At 40.7% G+C, this 21,848-nt stretch carries 25 protein-coding genes; 5 read left to right on the forward strand and 20 right to left on the reverse strand.

What is annotated here, in order from left to right; genetic code table 11:
• Window positions 1–4 precede the first annotated feature (4 nt).
• The 4 genes from F0361_RS13935 to F0361_RS13950 all read right to left on the reverse strand — a co-directional run bounded on the left by F0361_RS13935 (window position 5) and on the right by F0361_RS13950 (window position 2,726).
• Window positions 5–337, reverse strand: a complete 333-nt coding sequence (locus tag F0361_RS13935; RefSeq protein WP_211361175.1) for a DNA-directed RNA polymerase subunit omega — start codon at window positions 335–337, stop codon at window positions 5–7.
• Between the two features lie 12 nt (window positions 338–349).
• Entirely contained in the window at window positions 350–1,174 is an 825-nt protein-coding gene (locus F0361_RS13940) for an outer membrane protein assembly factor BamD (protein ID WP_246160895.1), read from the reverse strand.
• Between the two features lie 124 nt (window positions 1,175–1,298).
• The gene (gene dapA, locus F0361_RS13945; protein WP_154919424.1) at window positions 1,299–2,189 is read right to left on the reverse strand and encodes a 4-hydroxy-tetrahydrodipicolinate synthase; all 891 of its coding nucleotides are present in this window, start codon (window positions 2,187–2,189) and stop codon (window positions 1,299–1,301) included.
• Window positions 2,190–2,192: 3 nt separating this feature from the next.
• Window positions 2,193–2,726 (reverse strand): DUF6913 domain-containing protein, encoded by a 534-nt coding sequence (locus F0361_RS13950; RefSeq protein WP_154919427.1) that lies wholly within the window; start codon window positions 2,724–2,726, stop codon window positions 2,193–2,195.
• Window positions 2,727–2,840: 114 nt separating this feature from the next.
• Here F0361_RS13950 and F0361_RS13955 point away from each other — a divergent pair, with 114 nt between their 5' ends.
• From F0361_RS13955 to F0361_RS13965, 3 genes are all read left to right on the forward strand, one after another.
• Window positions 2,841–3,557 (forward strand): 5'-nucleotidase C-terminal domain-containing protein, encoded by a 717-nt coding sequence (locus F0361_RS13955; RefSeq protein WP_246160896.1) that lies wholly within the window; start codon window positions 2,841–2,843, stop codon window positions 3,555–3,557.
• Window positions 3,558–3,708: 151 nt separating this feature from the next.
• Window positions 3,709–4,614 carry a bifunctional metallophosphatase/5'-nucleotidase gene (locus F0361_RS13960; RefSeq protein ID WP_154919431.1) on the forward strand — a complete coding sequence of 302 codons (906 nt, stop codon included), beginning with the start codon at window positions 3,709–3,711 and terminating at the stop codon, window positions 4,612–4,614.
• A 7-nt stretch (window positions 4,615–4,621) separates the two neighbouring features.
• A complete protein-coding gene (locus tag F0361_RS13965; RefSeq protein WP_154919433.1) occupies window positions 4,622–5,080 on the forward strand; it encodes a GNAT family N-acetyltransferase in 459 nt (152 codons plus the stop codon).
• Window positions 5,081–5,222: 142 nt separating this feature from the next.
• On the opposite strand, the gene F0361_RS13970 is transcribed toward F0361_RS13965, so the two are convergent.
• Window positions 5,223–5,828: an MCP four helix bundle domain-containing protein gene (locus tag F0361_RS13970; RefSeq protein WP_154919435.1), complete on the reverse strand. Its 606-nt coding sequence runs from the start codon at window positions 5,826–5,828 to the stop codon at window positions 5,223–5,225.
• A 495-nt stretch (window positions 5,829–6,323) separates the two neighbouring features.
• Between F0361_RS13970 and F0361_RS13975 the strand changes: the two genes are divergently transcribed.
• Together F0361_RS13975 and F0361_RS13980 are read left to right on the forward strand one after the other, a co-directional pair.
• A complete protein-coding gene (locus F0361_RS13975) occupies window positions 6,324–6,866 on the forward strand; it encodes a pyridoxamine 5'-phosphate oxidase family protein (protein WP_154919437.1) in 543 nt (180 codons plus the stop codon).
• Between the two features lie 23 nt (window positions 6,867–6,889).
• A complete protein-coding gene (locus F0361_RS13980) occupies window positions 6,890–7,609 on the forward strand; it encodes a 3-keto-disaccharide hydrolase (RefSeq protein WP_154919439.1) in 720 nt (239 codons plus the stop codon).
• 38 nt (window positions 7,610–7,647) lie between these two features.
• Here the strand turns inward: F0361_RS13980 and hisIE are convergent, their stop codons facing one another.
• From hisIE to sucD, 15 genes are all read right to left on the reverse strand, one after another.
• On the reverse strand, window positions 7,648–8,247 hold the full coding sequence (gene hisIE / locus F0361_RS13985) for a bifunctional phosphoribosyl-AMP cyclohydrolase/phosphoribosyl-ATP diphosphatase HisIE (RefSeq protein ID WP_154919441.1): 600 nt from the start codon (window positions 8,245–8,247) through the stop codon (window positions 7,648–7,650).
• Between the two features lie 9 nt (window positions 8,248–8,256).
• Window positions 8,257–8,952, reverse strand: a complete 696-nt coding sequence (locus tag F0361_RS13990) for an aspartate/glutamate racemase family protein (RefSeq protein ID WP_154919443.1) — start codon at window positions 8,950–8,952, stop codon at window positions 8,257–8,259.
• 6 nt (window positions 8,953–8,958) lie between these two features.
• Window positions 8,959–9,714: an imidazole glycerol phosphate synthase subunit HisF gene (gene hisF / locus F0361_RS13995; RefSeq protein WP_154919445.1), complete on the reverse strand. Its 756-nt coding sequence runs from the start codon at window positions 9,712–9,714 to the stop codon at window positions 8,959–8,961.
• A 130-nt stretch (window positions 9,715–9,844) separates the two neighbouring features.
• Entirely contained in the window at window positions 9,845–10,105 is a 261-nt protein-coding gene (locus tag F0361_RS14000) for a four helix bundle protein (RefSeq protein WP_154920278.1), read from the reverse strand.
• A 40-nt stretch (window positions 10,106–10,145) separates the two neighbouring features.
• Window positions 10,146–10,685 (reverse strand): DinB family protein, encoded by a 540-nt coding sequence (locus tag F0361_RS14005; RefSeq protein WP_154919447.1) that lies wholly within the window; start codon window positions 10,683–10,685, stop codon window positions 10,146–10,148.
• A complete protein-coding gene (hisA, locus tag F0361_RS14010) occupies window positions 10,678–11,460 on the reverse strand; it encodes a 1-(5-phosphoribosyl)-5-[(5-phosphoribosylamino)methylideneamino]imidazole-4-carboxamide isomerase (RefSeq protein ID WP_154919449.1) in 783 nt (260 codons plus the stop codon). The genes F0361_RS14005 and hisA overlap by 8 nt, the downstream gene beginning before the upstream one ends.
• Window positions 11,457–12,050, reverse strand: coding sequence for an imidazole glycerol phosphate synthase subunit HisH (gene hisH / locus F0361_RS14015; protein WP_154919450.1), 594 nt, complete (start codon window positions 12,048–12,050; stop codon window positions 11,457–11,459). The genes hisA and hisH overlap by 4 nt, the downstream gene beginning before the upstream one ends.
• Window positions 12,047–13,228 (reverse strand): bifunctional histidinol-phosphatase/imidazoleglycerol-phosphate dehydratase HisB, encoded by a 1,182-nt coding sequence (hisB, locus tag F0361_RS14020; RefSeq protein ID WP_154919452.1) that lies wholly within the window; start codon window positions 13,226–13,228, stop codon window positions 12,047–12,049. Before hisB ends, hisH begins: the two co-directional genes overlap by 4 nt.
• Window positions 13,229–13,410: 182 nt before the next feature.
• Window positions 13,411–14,457 (reverse strand): histidinol-phosphate transaminase, encoded by a 1,047-nt coding sequence (hisC, locus tag F0361_RS14025; RefSeq protein ID WP_154919455.1) that lies wholly within the window; start codon window positions 14,455–14,457, stop codon window positions 13,411–13,413.
• A gap of 22 nt (window positions 14,458–14,479) precedes the next feature.
• The gene (gene hisD / locus F0361_RS14030; protein ID WP_154919457.1) at window positions 14,480–15,772 is read right to left on the reverse strand and encodes a histidinol dehydrogenase; all 1,293 of its coding nucleotides are present in this window, start codon (window positions 15,770–15,772) and stop codon (window positions 14,480–14,482) included.
• A 93-nt stretch (window positions 15,773–15,865) separates the two neighbouring features.
• Window positions 15,866–16,723 (reverse strand): ATP phosphoribosyltransferase, encoded by an 858-nt coding sequence (gene hisG, locus F0361_RS14035; RefSeq protein ID WP_154919459.1) that lies wholly within the window; start codon window positions 16,721–16,723, stop codon window positions 15,866–15,868.
• Between the two features lie 267 nt (window positions 16,724–16,990).
• The gene (locus tag F0361_RS14040) at window positions 16,991–17,806 is read right to left on the reverse strand and encodes a prohibitin family protein (RefSeq protein ID WP_154919461.1); all 816 of its coding nucleotides are present in this window, start codon (window positions 17,804–17,806) and stop codon (window positions 16,991–16,993) included.
• A 10-nt stretch (window positions 17,807–17,816) separates the two neighbouring features.
• A complete protein-coding gene (locus tag F0361_RS14045; protein ID WP_154919464.1) occupies window positions 17,817–19,841 on the reverse strand; it encodes a vWA domain-containing protein in 2,025 nt (674 codons plus the stop codon).
• 49 nt (window positions 19,842–19,890) lie between these two features.
• Window positions 19,891–20,640 (reverse strand): 3-oxoacyl-[acyl-carrier-protein] reductase, encoded by a 750-nt coding sequence (gene fabG, locus F0361_RS14050; RefSeq protein WP_154919466.1) that lies wholly within the window; start codon window positions 20,638–20,640, stop codon window positions 19,891–19,893.
• 278 nt (window positions 20,641–20,918) lie between these two features.
• Window positions 20,919–21,791 carry a succinate--CoA ligase subunit alpha gene (gene sucD, locus F0361_RS14055; RefSeq protein ID WP_138258129.1) on the reverse strand — a complete coding sequence of 291 codons (873 nt, stop codon included), beginning with the start codon at window positions 21,789–21,791 and terminating at the stop codon, window positions 20,919–20,921.
• Window positions 21,792–21,848 lie beyond the last annotated feature (57 nt).

Raw genomic sequence — 21,848 nt, forward strand, 5'->3', positions numbered from 1 at the left:
TTTTCTATACGTCTTTCTCCGTATTTCTGTGGTAAATTTTATCGTTCAACCACTCTTCTACTGCTAAGGCGTGTGGTTTGGGAAGCTTTTCGTAGAATTTGGAAACTTCTATTTGTTCCTTGTTCTCAAAAACCTCTTCCAGGCTATCACTATAGGTGGCAAACTCCTCCAATTTCTCGAGCAATTCTTTCTTAATTTCGGAATTGATTTGTATGGCACGCTTAGAAGCAATGGAAATTGCCTCATAAATATTGTTGGTAGGGGCATCAAACTCATTTCGGTTGATGGTCACCGTTGATACGGGCGCCTTGGAGTTTTTTAAATCGTTCATGTTCATACTAAAAACTAGTTATTTTGATTCTTCTATGGTATTGAATTTCTGCAATTCGTTATTGATCCGCTTCAGGAGCTCGGCAGATTCCTTTTCGTATTTTGTACTTGGATATTGCTTCATCAACATTTTATAGGCTTCCATGGCTTCGCTTAGTCGCTCCTCCTGAAGGCTTTCAAAACTATTGATGGCCAAGTGGGTAAGGGCATCTACTTTTACGAAATAGGCGTCCTCCCTGTAAATGGAACCAGGAAAATCCGAAATAAAGTTATCGCTCGCTGCAATGGCAGATTTCAGCATATCGTAATTAAATTCCCCAAGCTTGTTGTATTGCTTGAGAATCTCAAACGCTTTTTTCTCCTTTTTTCGTGTAAGCTCCTGGGCCATCGCATTGGCATCGTCAAAGAATTCCGACTCTGGATACGTATTAATAAAGTTCTGTAATTTTAAAAGCGCCTTGTCCGTATCGGTCTGGTCCAAGGAATAGGTGGGGGAAAGCTCATAGTAACTTTTGGCACCTAAAAATGATGCTTCGGTAATTTTATCGCTTTTTGGATACGACTTTATAAACCGCTCAAATTGATATCCGGCCATGTTATAATCCCCGCGCTCAAAATAACTGTTAGCCAAAAAGAACATTACCCGCTCACCTTGGGGTTTGCCTACGTATTTAGGCGCAATCTGCTCTAAAAGCCTATTTGCCCGCTTAAAGTCCTTTGCATCGTAGAATTTTTCGGCAAGGTCGTATTTTGCCTTCAGATCCTCGTTCTTGAGCACTTTTTGGTATTCGCTACAGGATTGAAAAACTACCAACAACAGACCAAAAGCAATAAATTTTCTCATTTTGAAAAACATTTTGCAAAATTAGTGATTATCAACGGATTTAAAAAACATTTTTAACCCGCTAAAAATAGGACCGTTATTGGATAAACCCGTCGTATTTGGCATGGATTTAACGCCGATGGGGTTATGCCGGAATCTTGGTAAGGGAAGCTATAAAATCGGCTATTTTATTCTTTAGACCTGAAGATGCTTCCAATAGTGGCAACCGTACCGATGCCCTGCACATACCTAGAATCTCAAAAATTGCCTTTATACCGGCAGGATTGCCTTCCTCAAAAATAAGGCCCATCCCTTCTTGCATCATGTAGTGCAATTCATAGGCCTCGTCACTGTTGCCATCCATTCCAAGACCTACCATTTGTGAAAATACGGAGGGCAAACCTTGACCTATAACGGAAATGACACCTTCTCCACCGGCCAAAATAGTGGGTAAAGCGGTAATATCATCCCCAGAAAGCACCAAGAAGCCTTTAGGTCTTTGTTCAATCAATTCCATTACTTGTACCATATTTCCACAGGCCTCCTTTATGGCAACGATATTTTCAAAATCCCGTGCCAACCTGAGCGTAGTACTTGGCAACATATTGCTTCCGGTTCTACCCGGCACGTTATAGAGAATTATAGGTAAGGGAGAAGCTTCGGCCAAAGCCTTAAAATGTTGATAAATTCCTTCCTGAGTCGGTTTGTTGTAGTAGGGCGAAACGGAAAGTACCGCATCAAAATGGCTAAGGTCCGTGGTTTGGAGTTCTTCTACCAAAGCAGCGGTATTGTTCCCCCCTATACCTATTACCAATGGAAGCCTACCCTCGTTTGCCTCGATTATGGTATCCTTGACCAATTGCTTTTCGCGTTTGGAAAGGGTGACAGATTCTGCCGTGGTACCCAAAGCCACAAGGTAGTCCACACCTCCTTCAATAGTAAAGGAAACTATTTCTTTCAAGGCTTCCACATCTATAGAACCCGACGCCGTAAACGGGGTTATCAACGCCACACCTGTTCCCTTTAACTTTTCCATATGCTATATTTCTTTAAAAACGCCTAAATACTTTTTCAATTCCAGTTTGAACGTTTTAAAATCGGACATTTGGGTGTTCATTATCAGGTCGTTGTAATCCGGCCCCACAGTTCCGAATCCTACTTTAATCCTTGCTTTGGTCTTGATGGACATTAAATTCAGCAACAGGTTGTTTTCATCATAATAGTTCACCAATAGATCGTATTCCCTGTTCAAGAACTCCAACGCATAACTGTTTTCGATTTCGCCGTTCCAACCCAAGTCTTTATCCGAAAAAATCGGGGTGGAATACGGAGAATTCTTGTCATAATAGCTTTTATAGCCTATGATTTTCACCGCATTTGGCCTTAAGGAAAAATCATCCAAAAACTGATAGAACACATCGGTCTTATCGAATTTGTCCAAATCCACAATACAACCCAATGAACTTATCCCCTTTTCACGGGTACTTACGTATCCCGGTTTTTCGAGCTCCTGTTTGATAAATTTAAGTCCGGATTTCTGTTTAAACCTGTCCTTAATTCCTTTTAAAAACATGTATTTTTACATTTCTACAAATGTAAATAATATCCGTTCAACTGTATGACGAAGTTAAAACACTTTGGTTGTTTAAAAATAAAACATTTTGTTTTATTTATAACATTTATAGGAATGATAGCCTGCCGTCAATCTCAGGACAGACTCATTAATTTTGAAGGAAAACAACTGATTGTAGATAGTACCTATGCGGTTGTGGATTCAATTTCCAATTTTATTCTGCCCTACCATAATCATGTAGAAAAAATGTTGGACAGTACATTGGCATATGCTTCTTTGGACATTTCCAAAACGGACGGAATTTACAATACCACGGCCGGTAACCTTATGGCGGATATCATTTTGGAGCAAGCGGCTCCTATATTTAAAAGCAGAACGGGAAAGGATTTAGATTTTGTGTTATTAAACCATGGAGGCATCCGCTCCATTATTTCCGAGGGAAAGGTCTCCGCCCGAACGGCCTTTGAGGTGATGCCCTTTGAAAACAATACGGTGGTCGTGGAATTGAAAGGGCAATCCGTAAAAGAAATGCTGACCTATCTTATTCGGTCCAAAAGAGCACACCCAATTGCAGGTATTCAGTTGGTTTTGAACAAGGACGATAGTATCAAATCCTTAACCATTCAGGGGGCACCATTTGATGAGAAGAAAAGTTATTATGTGGCTACTTCCGACTATCTGGTCTCCGGCGGTGATGATATGGTTTTTTTTAAAGACGCCTTGGAGGTGACGGACATTGATTATAAAATTAGAAATGCCTTGATCGATTATTTTACAAAAGTGGATACGCTTGCGCCAAAAGTTGATCTGAGGTATTACAAGATTGAATAAGTGGGGCAATTGGCTTTAAGCCATCGGTTCGACGCTGTGCGCTAAGCCCAATTCGTTTTGGATCTTGTGATTTGGTTTTTGATATTTTTGCTACTAGCTAGAACCTTAAATCTTTTGATTTTGAATATGATTTTTGAACTTGAAATTACAAATGGATAGAAGAAAATTTGTTACACATACGATAGCGGGTTCGGTAATGCTATCGGCAGGAGGCGTCTTATTGAATTCCTGTAAGGCTTCAAAAAAGCATCTGACCATTCTACATACCAATGATGTACATAGCCACATCGATGCCTTTCCTAAAAATCATGCTGACTTTCCAGGATTGGGCGGCTTAGCTAGACGTGCGGGGTTGGTACAAAAAATACGAAAGGAAAATCCCAATACGCTTTTATTGGACGCTGGCGATATTTTTCAGGGAACCCCGTATTTTAATTTTTATGGCGGTGAACTCGAGTTTAAGCTAATGAGTATGCTGCAATATGACGCCGCCACCATTGGCAATCACGATTTTGATAATGGAATTGACGGGCTTTTGGCGCAATTACCCTATGCAAGTTTCGATTTTCTCATCGCCAATTATGATTTCACGAATACAGTCTTGAACGGATATACCAAGCCCTATAAAACGTACATTAAAGATGGTATAAAGGTTGGTATTTATGGCCTAGGCATCAATTTGGCGGGTTTGGTGACCAAAAAACTTTATAAGGAAACGGAATACTTGGACCCCTACGAAGTGGCAACGGACATTGAAGCTCTTTTAAAGGAAACCGAAAAATGCGATATCATTATTTGCCTTTCCCATTTAGGATACAGCTATGAAAATGAAAATAGACCTGATGACCTGAAATTGGGGAAACGTACCAAGTATACGGATTTGATTATTGGTGGCCATACACATACATTTTTGGAAAGGCCTACCGTGGTTACCAATGCAAAGGGACGTGAAATTTTGGTTAATCAAGTAGGTTGCTTTGGCGTCAATGTAGGTAGGGTCGATTTTTATTTCGATGAAGCCGGCGGTAGTGCGGAAGGTGTTACCATTTCAGTATAGGATTAGAATGAAAGAAGAACTATTACGAACGGAGTCCGGCAATCAGGCCTTTAAAAAACTGGTGCAATTATTGGATGCAGATCTTGCCAATCGCGATGGGGAGGACACCCTTTTCTATTCCCAATTTAACGGCATAACCCAATTACAGCACTGCATTGTTTATTTCAAGGATGGTGCTGCAATAGGTTGTGGTGCTTTTAAGAAGTTCGCTGACCATAGTGTGGAAATCAAACGTATGTACGTGCTACCTGAACATAGATCCAAGGGCATTGCTTCAAAAGTATTGGAAGCTTTGGAGGCGTGGGCATTGGAGTTGGGAAATACACAGTGCGTTTTGGAAACCGGGCTCCGGCAACCGGAGGCCATCAGTCTGTATAAAAAGAGTGGGTATGAAGTCACCGCAAACTATCCTCCCTATGAGGGCATTGAAAACAGCGTTTGTTTCAAAAAGAAAATCGGATTTTAAAAGTAAAATTTATTGGATATACCAAGGGGATTGATATCCCGAGACTTGTACGCCTTAACGCTAGTCGGGCAGACTTACAAATTAAAACTTCCTTTTGGAAGAATTCCTAGTGCGCTTGCCCCGAGGTGGTTTAATCCGGATCTTAATCTTCCGAAGATTTTTTTGGGTCGTAGAGTATGATGACCTGTACTATAATAGCAAGGAAAATCAACACATAAATTTCTAGTCGTGTGAACAGATCAACGGAGTCCACGGCTTTCTTGCTAATGTTCATTTGTCTACCCCCTTCACTTAATTGGATTTTGGAAAGATCGTGAAGGTTTTCCTTTACACGATCGATTTTGCTCTCTAAAGTTGCGCCCTCTGCCATATCATTTTGAACGTAAGCCACTTCTTGCGACTCCAATTCCTCCAAATTTTCCCTGAAATCGTTGAAAATTCTTTCCTCCTCCTTGGTCAGTTTCGTTTCGGAATATCGTCGAACCAAAGTTTGAATTTTGTCATTGATCTCCAAGTTCCTATTCCCATAAAAAGTAGAATCCTTTCCCATCATGGCGATTTCCTTTTCATGAACGTATTGGGAAAACTCAAATATGATATCGTTGACAACGAGGCGATCTTCATATATAGTAATGACAGAATCCTTTACCCTTAGAAAATTGTTTCTATCGATTAGATTCGTTGCAAGAATCAATACAAAAATCATTAAGATTCCTAATACCCATTTTATCTTGTTCAGTATCGTCATGTTCTGATTGTTTTTAGAAACCCATTAAAAATACGAAAACCTTATACAATTTCATATACCTTGAATTCTAAGGAATTTAGCAACTGTTAATCTCTATTGGTGGAATGGTATTCTTCCACCCAGATAAAATTTGATAATTTGAACCTATGTTTATCAAATAAAAGGAGAAGTGCCAATAATAACCAGAAGACCTCTATTTTGAATGTTTATTTTAGGAATTTTTATATTCGTTTGTGCAAGTATTAAAAATGCCCCTACCGAGGAACCGTTGGAAAAGCATGGGAATTGGAATATATTTCTGGTCCAAGGTTTACTTTTTATTGACCTTAGCCGATGGAAAACTGGTTCTCAAATCTAGGGACTAAATTCTTATGAAATTTAGATTGGTAAGTCGTTAAACTATTGAATTCCGGGAAATGGCTACAACCTAAAAGACGGATTTAAAATACTATGTTGGACTTAATAAGGTAATATTAAAGTTAAAAATGGATTGTTATGGGTAAGAAGTTTGCCAGTATTGATGTGGAACAAAGGACATTCATAGAAAACCAACATATATTCTTTGTTGGAACTGCAGCTTGTGAAGGGAGGGTCAATGTTTCCCCAAAAGGAACCGATAGTCTAAAAGTCATTACTGAAAACAAGGTGATTTGGTTAAATCTTACGGGCAGCGGAAACGAAACGGCGGCCCATTTATTAAAAAACGCCAGGATGACCCTTATGTTTTGTGCCTTTGATGGGAAACCAAAGATTTTAAGGTTATATGGAAATGCGAAGATTTACCACAAAAGAGATGAAGCGTTTCAAGTATACATCGAACTTTTTCCAAAAAATGCCGGTGCCAGACAGATTATAGAAATGGATGTAGACCTTGTTCAGGTTTCCTGCGGTTTTGCTGTACCTTTGATGGATTATAAAGAAGAACGAAATACCCTGAACGATTGGGCCGAAAATCAGGGAGAGGAAAAAATTAAGGAGTATTGGAAGCATAAAAACACACGGAGTATTGATGGTTTTGAAACCAATATTTTAAATTAACTGATTAGAAAATAAAGAAAGTCATGAAAAAAATTCTTGGTAGTTGTTTAACCGTTTTACTTCTTGGTGCTTGCGGTGAGGAAAAGCCAAAACCAAAACTTGAGGCATCCACGAATAATGATTGGGTCATTATTTTTGATGGAAATTCTACCGATGCCCTTAGGGGTTATGGTATTGAAGACTTTCCAGAAGGTATTTGGTATGTGGAAAACGGGGCCTTGATTGCCAATCCTGATACCACAAATAGGGACCTCGTTACCAAGCAGCGTTTTAGGAATTTTGAACTGGAGTATGAATGGGCCGTTGATACCGCCGCAAATTCAGGGGTTTTCTTTCACATGCAGGAAGATCTGTCCATGGAAGCTGGAAATGGCAATAGTCCAAACTGGTTGGACAACTATGAACTGCAAATCCTGGACGATGAAAATTTTTACGATACGCTTGCCGTACGATCTGCTGGTTCCTTGTACGATTTGATTAAACCTGTTGCCAAGGAACTAAAACCAATCGGCGATTTTAACAGAGCAAGACTTGTTCACAATAACGGACACGTTGAGCACTGGCTAAACGGGAACAAAGTCATAGAATTTGAGATGAACAGTCCCGAAATGAAAAAATTGTTGAACGAAAGCAAGTTTAAGGAAAATCCCGATTTTCACTCCCACCAGGAAGGTCACATCATGTTTCAGCATCACGGCCAACGTGTTTACTTCAAAAACATCAGAGCTAGGGAAATCGAATAGTATTTATTGAATCAATTACATATAAAAAACGGTACTCCTTACTTTTTTCGTTTCATTAACTCGGCTTCGATATCCTTAAGACTGAACCCCTTGGCCTGTAATAGGATCAAATAATGAAAAAGTAGGTCGGCACTTTCATAAAGAAACAAATCATCTTTGTTATCCATGGCTTCTATGACCGTTTCCACGGCCTCCTCCCCTACTTTTTGGGCAATTTTGTTGATGCCTTTTTCAAAAAGGGATGCAACATAAGAAGTATCGCCTTTAGCGGCTTTTCTCCGTTGGGCAATTGTATTTTCCAATTCTGAAAAGAATCCAAAATTGGAATTGTTTTCCTCGTTCCAACAGGTATCACTTCCTGTATGACAGGTTGGCCCTACTGGATGTACGGAAATCAACAGCGTATCGTTATCGCAATCAGTTTTTATGGCAACCACCTTTAAAAAGTTACCACTTTCCTCGCCTTTGGTCCACAAGCGCTCCTTTGTTCGGCTATAAAAAGTAACCTTCCCACTTTCTTGGGTTTTCTCCAGAGCCTTTTCGTTCATATAGCCTAACATGAGCACATTTTTTGTTCGTGCATCCTGTATAATGGCTGGAACAAGTCCGTCTGTATTTTTTGTAAAATCTACTTCCATCGTAAGTCGTTATTCGGCCAAGGCAAATTTCACGGCCGCATTTGAATGAATTAATGTAGTGTCAAAGGTAGGAATATTGCAATGTTCCTGTTGGATCAACAAAGGTATTTCGGTACAACCTAAAATAACTCCTTTTGCCCCTGCTTTTACTCCAGCATCGATAATTCTGAGGTAAACTTCCCTGGATTCAGGCGAAATAATTCCTTTGGAAAGCTCTGTATAGATAATGTTATGGACCAATTCTTGGTCTGACTCTTTGGGTATCATAGTTGTTATTCCAAACTGCGTTTTGAGGATATCTTTATAAAAATCAAGCCCCATGGTAAATTTGGTTCCCAACAAAAGCACCGTGTCAATTCCTTTGGAAACAACGGCTTGCCCAGTAGCTTCGGCAATATGGAGTAAGGGTATGTTGGTTACCTTCTTTATACTATCCGCACATAGGTGCATGGTATTCGCACCGATGAGAATCATTTCTGCTCCGGTTTGCTCCAACCTTCTGCCGATATTGGCAAATTCCTTGTTCAAGGATTCCCAATCCCCGGCACTTTGCTTTTTGGAGATTTCATGGAAGTCTACCGACTCCATCACCAATTTACACGAATGGGAACCTCCCAATTTTGAATTCACTATCTCGTTTAGGTACTGATAATACAGTTGGGTGGACTGCCACGTTATACCTCCAATAAGTCCGATTTTTTTCATCTATCTCTATATCCTAACGGTAACGCCTTCTTTTTGAAGTTCCTTTTTTAAATCCCTTATTTTAATTTCCTTAAAATGGAACACACTGGCGGCCAGGGCGGCATCTGCTTTACCTTCCTTAAAGGTGTCCGTAAAGTGCTGAATATTTCCTGCCCCGCCCGATGCTATAATTGGAATAGTAAGTTCGTCGGACAATTTGGCCAAGGCTCGGTTTGCAAAACCGTCCTTTGTACCATCGTGGTCCATGGATGTAAACAATATCTCACCGGCACCCCGTGCTTCAACTTCTTTGGCCCATTCAAATAGTTTCCGTTCCGTAGGTACCCTGCCTCCCACCAAATGCACAATCCATTCTCCATCAATTTGTTTGGCATCGATGGCCACCACAATACATTGAGATCCAAATTTAGCTACCAAATCATTGATTAATTTCGGATTCTTTACCGCCGAGGAGTTTATGGAAACCTTGTCCGCACCGTTTTGCAGTAAAATATCCACATCCTCTACTGAGGAAATACCACCTCCAACGGTAAAAGGTATGTTTACCTTTTCAGCTACGTGATACACCAAATCCGCCAAGGTCTTTCTTTTTTGTTCTGTAGCCGAAATATCCAGGAAGACCAGTTCATCCGCGCCTTCCTTGCTATAGATTTCTGCAAGTTCCACCGGATCACCGGCATCCCTTAAGTCCACAAAATTGACGCCCTTTACTGTTCTGCCGTCCTTTATATCTAAACAGGGTATGATTCTTTTTGCTAACACTTTTTAATTTAGAATTACGGATTTAAAATTTAGAATATTAATTTTCTCATATTCATGGTTAAGAAATTTGATTTAATCGTTTTCGAACGGTCATGATTGAACTAACCGTTATGGCAAGTAGTTCGTTGGCTTACTTTAAAAGAACATTCAAATTATTTTTTTCATTAATTTCAGTTTTTTGAAACATTTCAAGCCAAAACATACTTTCATCCAATTCTTCTTCCAAAATCTTCAGTTTATTAATAAAATCTTTGTCGGATTTTGCTCTACAAGCAGCTCTATAATTTGCGCCGACTGAGCTGGAACTACGAATCAATTGTCTTACCCAAGCATCAAATTCCCTTGATTTAGGAATTAGCTTACAAAGTTCCCAACATTCAAAGGAAAAAATTTTGAGTTCTAATTTTTAAACCCTTCATTGATTTATATGTTCAGCTTTTATACTTTATTCTGAATTCGTCATTCAAAACTGTTAAATCTAGACCATCATAAAAACCTAAATCCTTGTTCCTCAAAAGCTTTACCCAAAACGCGATTTGTCCGGTATGATAGGAATAATGCTCCACAGCATGCATTATGACCCCTACTCCTGAAAAGGAAAACCCTTGAACGGAACGAATCTTGACCAATTGCTCCGGCTTGGCATCAAAAATGACCCTCTTCGAGGTATCCACCGTTCTCTCCAGTTTTTTAATCAATTCCTCCTTGTTAAGTCCCCCTTTGGTTTGAAATTCACCGTCCCTATTGCGCTCATCTTCCATCTCGCCCAAGGAAGAAATAATGTATTGGGTCATGTTGCCACAAATATGGAGAATTAAATTTCCAATGCTATTCAAGGAGTCGTTCGGTTTTTGCCAGACCTCCGCATCGTTGATGGATTCCATACTTGTTTTAATCATCCGGGTACTTTCATCCATTCGATAGAGGGCATTCTTGACCAGCTCCTCTATGAATCGTGCTTCTTTATCCATGGTTCATAATATAAGTTTCCAATTGTTTCAAGGTAATCCTATTTTCATATATGGCCTTGCCGATAATGACTCCCTCACAACCAATTTGCGCCAACCGGGAAAGTTCTTCAAAACAGGAAATCCCCCCCGACGCAATTAGTTTTAGAGATTTCCCCGATGTTTCCTTTACTATTTTTTCATACAGTTGAAACGAGGGGCCTTGTAACATTCCGTCTTTTGATATATCGGTACAAATAACATAGGAAATCCCTTCTTTCTGATATTCCTGAATAAAAGGAATCAGGTCTTCGGTCGATTCTTCCTGCCATCCAGAAACGGCCACTTTTTCTTCCATCGCATCGGCCCCAAGAATTATCCTTTCTGCCCCATGTGCATTCAGCCAACCAAGAAATACTTCCCTATTTTTTACCGCTATGCTTCCACCTGTAATTTGACTGGCACCACTTTCAAAGGCAATTTTCAAATCCTCATCGGTTTTTAATCCACCGCCAAAATCTATTTTCAAGCTTGTTTTGGATGCAATCTGTTCCAGTACCTTATGGTTAACGATATGCTTGGATTTTGCCCCGTCCAAATCCACTAGGTGAAGGTATTTTATACCATGGGCCTCAAACTCCTTGGCGACTTCCAAAGGATTTTCGTTATATATTTTCTTGGTATCATAATCTCCTTTGGAGAGGCGTACACACTTCCCTTCTATTATGTCGATGGCCGGTATGATTCGAAGCCCCCTATCCCCCAAAGGGGAAATACCATCCGTAGTTACCTTTGTCATACCGATAAAAAATTCTCCAATATTGCCGAGCCATATTCCCCCGATTTTTCAGGATGGAATTGGGTCCCATAAAAATTATCTTTTTGAAGGGCCGCACTGTAGGGTAGACCGTAATCCGTAATCGCAATAGTATCCCCACATAAGGATGCGTAAAAACTATGAACCAGATACACATAATCTTCAGTAAGACCTTGAAACAAGTCACCCTTCAAATCATATATCTTGTTCCAGCCAATTTGTGGAATTTTTAAGCTCCTTTCAGGTGTGTGTGGGCCAAACTTTACAACATCGACATCAAAGATGCCCAGTCCTTTGGTATTACCTTCTTCCGAACCTTTACACATCAACTGCATTCCCAAGCAGATACCCAAAACTGGTTGTTTAAGGGTGGGAATCAATTTATCCAACCCACTTTCCCTTAATTTTTTCATAGCGCTACTGGCTTCTCCAACACCAGGAAATATTATTTTTTCCGCATTTCGTATTTCGTCTGCAGCATTGCTTAATACAGCATCATACCCTAAACGTTTTATCGCAAATTTGATACTTTGGATGTTTCCCGCACCATAATTTATAATAACAATTTTCATAATACACCTTTCGTAGATGGTAGGAACATTTTTTCAGCGTCCCGCTTTACCGCCATTTTTATACTCTTTGCAAAGGCCTTGAAAATAGCCTCTATCTTGTGGTGCTCATTGGTTCCTTCTGCCTTGATATTTAGGTTTGCCTTGGCACCATCCGAAAATGATTTAAAGAAATGATGGAACATTTCGGTGGGCATGTCCCCAATTTTTTCCCGTTTGAAATCGGCATCCCAGACCAACCAGTTTCTTCCGCCAAAGTCGATAGCGACCTGTGCCAAGCAATCGTCCATGGGCAGGCAAAATCCGTATCGTTCAATGCCCAATTTAGTTCCCAATGCTGCATAAAATACTTCTCCTAAGGCAATTCCTGTGTCTTCTATCGTATGGTGCTCGTCCACTTCCAAATCGCCGTCGACTTTAATCTTTAGGTCCATCTGCCCATGTCGCGCCAATTGGTCCAACATATGGTCAAAAAAGGCCAATCCGGTATGGATGTCGCTTTTTCCCGTCCCATCCAAATTTAATTCGATAAGGATGTCCGTTTCGTTGGTTTTACGATGTGTAGAAGCCGTTCTTTCCTTCAGTTTTAAGAACTCAAAGATTTTTTGCCAATCGTTGCTTTCCAATGCAATAAATGCATCCAGCTCTTCTCTTTTCACCGTAATTTCGGAAGTGCCCAGATGTGTTTCGTCATTGATGTAGATGCCTTTGGCACCCAAATTCTTAGCGAGTTCCATATCTGTTAATCGGTCGCCAATAACAAAGGAATTTTCAAGGTCATATTCGTCAGAGAAATATTCTGTAAGGAGTCCGGTGCCCGGTTTTCTAGTATAGGCGTTTTCATGGGGAAAGGTGCGGTCCAAGAATACTTTATCGAATACCACGCCTTCATTCTCAAAGGATTTAAGAATGAAATTATGAACGGGCCAGAAGGTTTCTTCCGGGAAGGAATCGGTTCCCAAGCCATCCTGATTGGTAATCATGACCAGTTCATAATCCAGCTCCTTGGCTATTTTTCCTAGAAAGGTAAACGCCTTTGGATAGAAAACCATTTTTTCAAAGGCGTCTATCTGCTCGTCTACCGTTTCCTTAATAAGGGTACCGTCCCTATCGATAAATAGGACTTTGCGGCCCCCTCCGCCCCCAATGGGGAAACTATTTTTAGCTTTTTCCGATTTCATTCGTTTAAAATTAGGTTAACAGGTTGATTTTAAACATTTACTTTAATAGAGATTTTTAACTTATGATAGCAAAGCCCTCGATGAGGGTTTCACAGGTTCAAAATTAGGTCAATAGTTTAATTTTTAAGCATTTACATTTGTACGGGGACTGGATTGCCATAACAAATCCCTCGATGAGGGTTTCATGGTAATTCGTTTAAGGCCTTTATCAAAAATTCATTTTCCCTATGCGTCCCAACAGTAAATCTCAAGGTGTTTTCACAGAGCGGTTGCGTTGTTCTATTGCGAATGACAATGCCTTTTTTTAGCAATTGGTCATATCTTAGGGATGCATTATCCACTTTGGCCAGAATAAAATTGGCATCGGTAGAATAAACTTGTTCAACAAATTGAATGGTTTTCAACGTTTGTTCCAATGCCTTTCTTTCTTTAAGGATATTCTCGACTTCTTGGTTAATTTCCTCCCGATTCATTACCCTTTGCAATGCCCTTTGTTGGGTCAGTTCATTGACATTATAAGGCGGTTTTATTTTGTTTAATACCGATATTATTTCTTCGGATGCCATACATATTCCCAAACGGATACCGGCCATGCCGTAGGCCTTTGACAAAGTCTGTGTTACAATCAAATTGGGATAGTCCGATAATTTGGATACCCAACTATCCTCCAATGAAAAATCTATATAGGCTTCGTCAATGACCACCAAACCTTGAAAGGACTGCAACAAAAATTCAATGCTTTCCGCAGCGAAACTATTCCCTGTGGGGTTGTTGGGCGAACAGATGAAAATCATTTTGGTTTGGGTATCCATCGTATTTAAAATCGTGTTCACATCCGGTTGGAAATTCTCCAACAATAGTACTTCCCTATTTTCCACTACATTAATATCAGCCAAAACCTTGTACATGCCATACGTTGGCGGCAGTGTAATAATATTATCCACTTTTGGTTCACAAAAGGCCCGGAAAAGCAAATCGAGCACTTCATCACTGCCATTGCCCAATAAAATATTGGCTTCTGAGATTCCCTTTTGCGCGGCCAGTACCGACTTCAAACTCCGCTGCTGTGGATCCGGATAGCGATTGACGCCATTTTGAAACGGATTTTCATTGGCGTCCAAGAAAATCATTTCCGAACCATCCGAAACATATTCGTCCCGAGCCGAGGAATAAGGTTTTAAGCCCTTTACGTTTTCCCTGATCAATTTATTCAGTTCAAATTTTTGCATATCAATATTTCTCGACCTTGATCTAAATGACATTTTTTAGTTCTTTCAACCGTAAGGTGACCGCATTCTTATGTGCCTGCAAACCTTCCGCCTCCGCCATAAGCTCAATGGCCTCGCCTATATTCAGAATGCCTTCCGGGCTTATTTTTTGAAAGGTCATACTTTTCATAAAACTGTCCAGATTTACGCCACTATACTGTTTCGCATAACCATTGGTGGGAAGTGTATGGTTGGTTCCGGATGCATAGTCGCCCGCACTTTCCGGGGTATAATTTCCAACAAATACGGATCCGGCATTTGCCACGTTGTCAATAAAATAATCTTCGTCCTTGGCACAGATAATGTAATGTTCCGGCCCGTACGCATTGATCAATTCTACGGCCGTTTGCCCATCTTCCACATAAATCGATTTACTATTTTCAATGGCCATTTCGGCGATGTCCTTTCGTGGTAATTCTTTGAGCTGATTTTCAAGTTCTGTTTCTACTTGGTTTATCATTTCTTTTGAGGTTGAAACCAATAGTACCTGACTGTCCGTACCGTGTTCGGCCTGACTCAATAAATCGGATGCAACGAAAGCGGGATTTGCTGAATCATCGGCAAAAACCAAAAGTTCACTAGGTCCTGCGGGCATATCGATGGCCACGCCATGCTTTGTGGCAATTTGCTTTGCGACGGTTACATATTGATTTCCGGGTCCGAAAATTTTATAGACTCTGGGAACGGATTCCGTACCAAAGGTCATTCCTGCAATCGCCTGGATACCCCCAACTTTCAGGATTTTTGTCACGCCACATAATCCCGCTGTATATAATATCGCAGGATTGACATTACCTTGCTTGTCCGGTGGCGTACATAAAACAATTTCTTTACATCCCGCCAAATTCGCCGGTACCGCCAACATCAAAATAGTAGAAAATAAAGGGGCCGTTCCCCCAGGAATGTATAACCCGACTTTTTGAATGGGTCTCTTTTCCTGCCAACATTCCACACCAGGAGCGGTTGTTACAGAAACCTTTTGGGTCTTTTGGGCCCTATGAAACTTCTCGATATTGCTTTTTGCCAATTGAATGGCTTGCTGTAGCTTTTGGGATACCGAACCTGCTGCATCCTTTATTTCCTGTTCAGATACCAATAAACTATCCAGCACTACCCCATCAAAGGTTACCGTATACTTCTTCAAAACGGAATCCCCACCATCCTTCACTTCTGAGAAGACCCTATTTACCGTATCCTCGATATCAGATATAGTTTGGGTGGGTCTTTTTAGCAACTTGTCCCAAGATTCTTTACTTGGGCTATAAATTTTGTTCATACTTTCAATCTCAAATTAGCAACTGATTTTTAGCTTTCGGAAATTCATTATATTTTATAATTACGAGCAAAATGCCAACATCCAATAGCCGTTTCACAAAACCATTTTCTCGATTGGGCATACCAAAATACCTTCGGCACCCACCTTTTTCAATTCGTCGATCACTTCCCAAAAGGTATCCTTATCGATAACCGTATGCACGGAACTCCATCCTTCTTCCGCCAAAGGTAGCACCGTTGGACTGCGCATCCCGGGAAGTAGTTTTAATATATCATTTAACCTATCATTTGGGGCGTTCAACAGCACGTATTTTGATTTTCGGGCTCGCAAAACCGACTGAATCCTAAATTGAAGTCGTTTCAACAAAGCGGTGCGCTCCTCCGATATCTTTGGCGAAACGGCCAATACCGCTTCACTGGTAAGCATTACCTCCACTTCCTTCAAATTGTTCTTGAACAAAGTGCTACCGCTGGAGACAATGTCACATATTGCATCCGCTAGCCCAATATTCGGTGCTATTTCCACAGACCCGTTGATAATGTGTAATTCCGCCTTGACCCCTTTTTCCCTTAAATAATTGTTCACGGTATTTGGATACGAGGTAGCGATACGTTTTCCTTCAAAATCGTGAACGGATTTATATTTAACCGATTTTGGAACCGCCAACGAGACCTTACACTTGGAAAAGCCCAATTTTTCCGCAATCGAAATATCCTCTCCTTTTTCAATCAAAACATTTTCCCCGATTATGGCTATATCCACCACTCCATCCCTCAAATATTGGGGAATGTCGCCATTGCGCAAGTAAAAAACCTCCATGGGAAAGTTTCTACTGGATGCCTTCAATTGGTCCTTGCCATTATCTATGGAAATGCCACAATCCTTTAAAATTTGAAGGGAATCCTCGTTCAATCTTCCCGATTTTTGAATCGCAATCCTAATTTTTGTCATGCTCGTTTCTTTATTTTTTTGTTGATGCTATTGAAACCAAAAACAAAACCCGCTTGATTTCTCAAACGGGTTTTAAAATATGTCTGTAATACTACAATACATTTTTACCTCGCTTGAGCGCAAGTATAAAAATGATGATGTGTATTGTTTTTCTTCATTACTGTGTAAAAGTAAAATTTAATTTTTTTATGGAAAAGAATATTTCCGAAAAATAACAATTTACTCGATATTCGAGATTTAGTTCAAAAAGCGAAATGCTTAGGTATTTTAGTTATTTCCCAAAATCAAAGGCAATCCGTCCCCTCCACTTCCAATGACCACTACTTTTGAATTTGGGGATTCTGACATTTTTAAGGTAGCATCGATACCTTTATCCTGCAAAATCTTATCGGTCAAGGATGCACTTAGTATTTTATTGGCATCGGCCTTACCTTGGGCTTCAATTCTTTGGCGCTCAGCCTCTTTTTCGGCGGTAATCAATCGGAATTCATATTCCAAGGATTCCTGTTCCTGTTTCAGTTTACGCTCTATGGCGTCCTTGATAGTCGGTGGCAAGGTAACATCCCGTACCAATATTTCATTGAGCTGAATGTATTCGTCGTCCACAATCTTTTTGGTCTCCTCAAAAATCTCCATTTGAATGGCGTCCCTTTTACTGGAATACAATTGCTCCGGTGTATAGCGACCAACTACGGAACGCGCCGCGGAACGGATCGTGGGTAACAAAACACGTTGTACATAATCTTCGCCCTTTTCTTGGTGCAACTTGCCCAACTCATTGTATTTTGGTTGAAACCAGGCCGATGCATCCAGCTTTATATCCAGACCATTGCTGGAAAGGACGTTCATTTTTTCAAAGACTTCCTGTTGTCTGACCTCGTAGATATATACCTTGTTCCAAGGTGCTACCAAATGAAATCCTTCCCCCATTGGGGGCTTATCCGTTACCACTCCATTTCCAAAGGTTTTATAAAGCACCCCTGCCTCCCCAGAACCTATGGTCACGGCGGATTTTGAAATTAAAATAACTAGCACTATAAAAATAAATATTGCCGGAAGGGCAATTTTTGGTAATTTGTCCATCTCTATCTGTTTAAATTAGTCCGTTATATTTTCTTAGGAACCACTCCGTACTAAACGCCACTATGATTATGGCCAAGAGTATCCTGTAGTCTATCAAAGATACGATATTTTCAATGCTTTTTTGTGTGGGAATGTAGTTGTTATTGGTGCCGAGTTCTTCAATTAGACTTTCAATTTGGTCCGGAAAATAGGAAGCGCCATTTGTGTTATTGGCGAGCAGGTCCATTTTTTTGTGGTCACTGGAAACGAATTGTTTTTCAAGATCAAAATCAGAAATTGCAAAGCTCCCATTTTTTGAGATTCCCTCCCCTTCCACATTTACTGTAAATTCATAGGAGCCCGGTTCCAAATCGCTCAAATCCGCTTCGTAGTATCCGCTTCTTATGGCCATGGTCCTACTGGAGGAATTCCCGTTTTCAGTGTTTATAATGGTTATATTCAGGGTTGCATTTGGGTCAAATATATATGCCTGGTCAAAATACGTGGCGGTAATGATCGCCCTATTGCTGCCCTCAAAGGTATTGGAATACTCCAGGTTGAGTCGGTCTCGCTGTGCACTTGCCGTTAAATACCGAACAAGTTTGCCCATAAAGCTATCGAAATTCGTGAAATCGCCGGTGGAACGATAAGTCTGAGCACGCCATCTCCAAATATCGGCACCTGCTAAAATTCCCTTCTTCCACGATTCCTGTTCCATTACAGTAAGCAAGGGTGAATTTATGTTCACGCCCCTGATTTCAGAATCCAGTAATACATCATGGGGTACCTTCATTGTAATGGGACCTGCATCGCTCGTTAATGGGGGAAAATCGTCGGTATCAAAATCGGAAATATCAAAATTGGAAAAAGCGGCATTGGTCCTCCCAAACACCTCCTGTTCCGGATAACCCAGTTCAACCTCAAAATCGTCCTGAACCTGATTGAGAAAATTAAAGTCGGTGTTGACCCCGGTTATGATCAAATGATTGGATTTTTTGTTTTTTATGAATTGAAAGATGGCATTGAAACTTCTATTGAGTTCATACAGCAGAAAAATATCCATTTCCTCTAAAGTTCCGGCTGGAGCATTTGGTTTTAAGAATGTCACTTTTCGTTGTTCGTTACTTTCAATCGCTTTTTTTAAAGCTCCCAAATCCGGATGCAGAATTTCAGAAACGATGCCCACATTTGTTTTTTCGTCGATCACTTCCACCGTTGTTTCACGGCTATTGTTTGCAATATTTCTTTCCGAAGGCAATTGGGACGTGCTTACGTTTATCCTTTTTAGGCCTACAGTAGTAGCATCTATCAGCGTATTGATGTTTTTTAAATTGTTGGATTCCGATAGTTCAACGGTTTCGGAAAAAATAGTCCTCTCACCTACCTTTATTTGGACCCGAGTAGTAATAGTGCCGCTACCCTGATATCGCACATAGGTTTCAACCGGGAATTTATTGTTCAGGAAAGCATAGGTGTTTGTATTTATTGGTCCGATACCCAAATCTTCATACGCCGTGGTATCGCCTACCGTGATGGTATACACGGGCTTCTTTGCGCTACTCTCATAGGTGTAGTCCCTACCTACGTTCTGATTCCCATCGGAAATAAGTAGCATGGCACCCTGTTTTCTTCGGTAGGCTTCATTTATATCGGAAAGGGGTTCCCCTATGTTGGTAAACATATCGGAAAACGAAAGACTGTCCAAAGGTTTCAAATCGATTCCAAAGGAGAATCTGTTTATGGTAAACCTATTTTGAAGGTTTTCGGAATTGTTCAAGGCTTCCAGAATGGTATTTACTTCAGTTCCATGTTCCTGCATGGATGCGGAATTATCGACCAATATATTCAATACCGGATTTTCAATGGTATAGGTAGATTTGGCAAATTGGGGATTAATGAGGAGCAACAAAATACCAAATACACCTAAAAAGCGAAAGAAGGCCAGAAAAAGGGTCAACCGAGTCCTTTTCTTTTTCCTATAAAAATACTGAAACAGTGCTACCAAAATAGCCACCATTGCGGCTAAAATAACAAGGAAAACTGTTTCAGTTTGCATTAATTGAATTTGTTGAGATGACTTTTGGAAGTCGGGAAATATTGGGTGCTTATGTCAGCATCCCGCCATCCACATTGAGCACCTGTCCCGTAACGTAAGCCGATAGGTCAGAGGCAAAGAACAGACAGGCATTGGCAATGTCTTGCGCAGTGCCACCACGCTTTAGAGGGATGCCGTCCCTCCAGCTTTGGACCGTTTTTTCATCCAGCTTCTCTGTCATTTCCGTTTCTATGAAACCCGGTGCAATGGCATTGCAGCGAATATTTCGAGATCCGAGTTCCAGTGCAACCGATTTTGTAAAACCGATCATACCGGCCTTGGAGGCCGCATAATTGGTCTGTCCGGCATTGCCTTTTACACCAACCACGCTACTCATGTTTATGATTGAGCCCTTGCGTTGTTTTAGGAAGGTACGTTGTGTGGCCTTTGTCATGTTAAAGACCGACTTCAAATTGATGTCCATAACGGAATCGAAATCTTCCTCAGACATACGCATTAAAAGATTATCCTTTGTGATTCCCGCATTGTTTATCAGTACATCGATAACTCCATTGAAGTCTTTTAAAACTTCAGCAACCAGGCTTTCCGCTTCGGCGTAGCTTGCAGCATTACTTTTGTAGGCTTTTGCCTTTACGCCAAGGGCATTAAGTTCCTTCTCCAACCCCAAGGCGGGTGCCTCGCTAGAACTATACGTAAACGCCACATTGGCCCCATTTTCTGCAAATACCTTGGCGATTCCCTTTCCTATACCTCGGCTGGCACCGGTAATTATTACATTTTTTCCTTCTAACAGTTTCACACGTTTAAAATTAGGTTAATAGTTTGATTCTTGAACATTTCCTTTTTTGAGGTATTTGACTTTCCATAACAAATCCCTCAATGAGGCTTTCATGTAGTTACTATTTCTAGGGTCGATTATCAAATATAAGTATATAGACTAAAAAAAATCCCGTAACAACGGGATTTTACTCGATAATCGAGATTTAAAAAAATACTATGCTCAATAAAACCACTGAATTGATTTCAATTAAAGAATTTAGCGGATTAAATCTAGGTGTCCATAGATTTTGGCATGTCCTAGGACATTACTTCTTTCACCTTGGCACCTATTTCGGCGGGAGAATCTACCACATGGATTCCGTGCTCCCTCATGATTTTCTTTTTGGCTTGTGCCGTATCATCGCTACCTCCTACAATGGCCCCGGCATGTCCCATAGTCCTTCCTGCAGGAGCCGTTTCCCCAGCAATAAATCCAACGATAGGTTTTTTACTTCCGCTTTCCTTATACCATTTTGCAGCATCAGCTTCCAATTGACCGCCAATCTCACCGATCATCACTACACACTCGGTTTCAGGGTCATTGATCAAAAGTTCTACGGCTTCTTTAGTAGTTGTACCAATAATAGGATCACCACCAATACCGATCGCCGTAGTGATTCCCAAGCCTTGTCGTACGACCTGATCGGCAGCTTCGTATGTCAATGTACCAGATTTAGATACAATGCCAATGTTTCCTTTCTTAAAAACGAAACCTGGCATGATACCTACCTTGGCCTCTCCCGGTGTGATGACTCCAGGGCAGTTTGGACCGATCAACCTACAATTTCTGTCCTTGATATAGTTGGAAGCGATCACCATATCCGCTACCGGAATTCCTTCGGTAATGGTAATAATCACTTTAATGCCTGCATCCGCAGCTTCCATAATCGCATCCGCCGCAAAAGCGGGCGGAACGAAAATGATAGAGGTATCTGCCCCAACTTTTTCAACAGCTTCACTAACGGTATTAAAAACAGGTTTTCCCAAATGCTCTTGGCCGCCTTTTCCCGGAGTAACACCACCAACGATATTGGTACCATACTCAATCATTTGTTCGGCATGAAAGGTGCCCTCGCTTCCTGTAAATCCTTGTACAATAATTTTGGAATCCTTGTTTACTAAAACGCTCATATTGCTGTTGATTTTTATTGGCACAGCCAAGGGTTAATCACCGGTTGGCTTGCCTCG

The organism is Maribacter flavus (assembly GCF_008386635.1).
GTDB classification, from domain to species: Bacteria; Bacteroidota; Bacteroidia; order Flavobacteriales; family Flavobacteriaceae; genus Maribacter; species Maribacter flavus.

What these genes read in the sequence shown, in the direction of transcription:
- sucD (WP_138258129.1), bottom strand. Translation starts at nt 21,791, where the DNA reads ATGAGCGTTTTAGTAAACAAGGATTCCAAAATTATTGTACAAGGATTT.
- dapA (WP_154919424.1), bottom strand. Translation starts at nt 2,189, where the DNA reads ATGGAAAAGTTAAAGGGAACAGGTGTGGCGTTGATAACCCCGTTTACG.
- hisG (WP_154919459.1), bottom strand. Translation starts at nt 16,723, where the DNA reads ATGACAAAAATTAGGATTGCGATTCAAAAATCGGGAAGATTGAACGAG.
- hisC (WP_154919455.1), bottom strand. Translation starts at nt 14,457, where the DNA reads ATGCAAAAATTTGAACTGAATAAATTGATCAGGGAAAACGTAAAGGGC.
- hisH (WP_154919450.1), bottom strand. Translation starts at nt 12,050, where the DNA reads ATGAAAATTGTTATTATAAATTATGGTGCGGGAAACATCCAAAGTATC.
- F0361_RS14045 (WP_154919464.1), bottom strand. Translation starts at nt 19,841, where the DNA reads ATGCAAACTGAAACAGTTTTCCTTGTTATTTTAGCCGCAATGGTGGCT.
- F0361_RS13950 (WP_154919427.1), bottom strand. Translation starts at nt 2,726, where the DNA reads ATGTTTTTAAAAGGAATTAAGGACAGGTTTAAACAGAAATCCGGACTT.
- F0361_RS13955 (WP_246160896.1), top strand. Translation starts at nt 2,841, where the DNA reads ATGATAGCCTGCCGTCAATCTCAGGACAGACTCATTAATTTTGAAGGA.
- hisA (WP_154919449.1), bottom strand. Translation starts at nt 11,460, where the DNA reads ATGACAAAGGTAACTACGGATGGTATTTCCCCTTTGGGGGATAGGGGG.
- F0361_RS13975 (WP_154919437.1), top strand. Translation starts at nt 6,324, where the DNA reads ATGGGTAAGAAGTTTGCCAGTATTGATGTGGAACAAAGGACATTCATA.
- F0361_RS13970 (WP_154919435.1), bottom strand. Translation starts at nt 5,828, where the DNA reads ATGACGATACTGAACAAGATAAAATGGGTATTAGGAATCTTAATGATT.
- F0361_RS13965 (WP_154919433.1), top strand. Translation starts at nt 4,622, where the DNA reads ATGAAAGAAGAACTATTACGAACGGAGTCCGGCAATCAGGCCTTTAAA.
- F0361_RS13935 (WP_211361175.1), bottom strand. Translation starts at nt 337, where the DNA reads ATGAACATGAACGATTTAAAAAACTCCAAGGCGCCCGTATCAACGGTG.
- F0361_RS13980 (WP_154919439.1), top strand. Translation starts at nt 6,890, where the DNA reads ATGAAAAAAATTCTTGGTAGTTGTTTAACCGTTTTACTTCTTGGTGCT.
- F0361_RS13960 (WP_154919431.1), top strand. Translation starts at nt 3,709, where the DNA reads ATGGATAGAAGAAAATTTGTTACACATACGATAGCGGGTTCGGTAATG.
- F0361_RS14005 (WP_154919447.1), bottom strand. Translation starts at nt 10,685, where the DNA reads ATGGATAAAGAAGCACGATTCATAGAGGAGCTGGTCAAGAATGCCCTC.
- F0361_RS13940 (WP_246160895.1), bottom strand. Translation starts at nt 1,174, where the DNA reads ATGAGAAAATTTATTGCTTTTGGTCTGTTGTTGGTAGTTTTTCAATCC.
- hisD (WP_154919457.1), bottom strand. Translation starts at nt 15,772, where the DNA reads ATGAACAAAATTTATAGCCCAAGTAAAGAATCTTGGGACAAGTTGCTA.
- hisB (WP_154919452.1), bottom strand. Translation starts at nt 13,228, where the DNA reads ATGAAATCGGAAAAAGCTAAAAATAGTTTCCCCATTGGGGGCGGAGGG.
- hisIE (WP_154919441.1), bottom strand. Translation starts at nt 8,247, where the DNA reads ATGGAAGTAGATTTTACAAAAAATACAGACGGACTTGTTCCAGCCATT.
- F0361_RS13990 (WP_154919443.1), bottom strand. Translation starts at nt 8,952, where the DNA reads ATGAAAAAAATCGGACTTATTGGAGGTATAACGTGGCAGTCCACCCAA.
- F0361_RS14040 (WP_154919461.1), bottom strand. Translation starts at nt 17,806, where the DNA reads ATGGACAAATTACCAAAAATTGCCCTTCCGGCAATATTTATTTTTATA.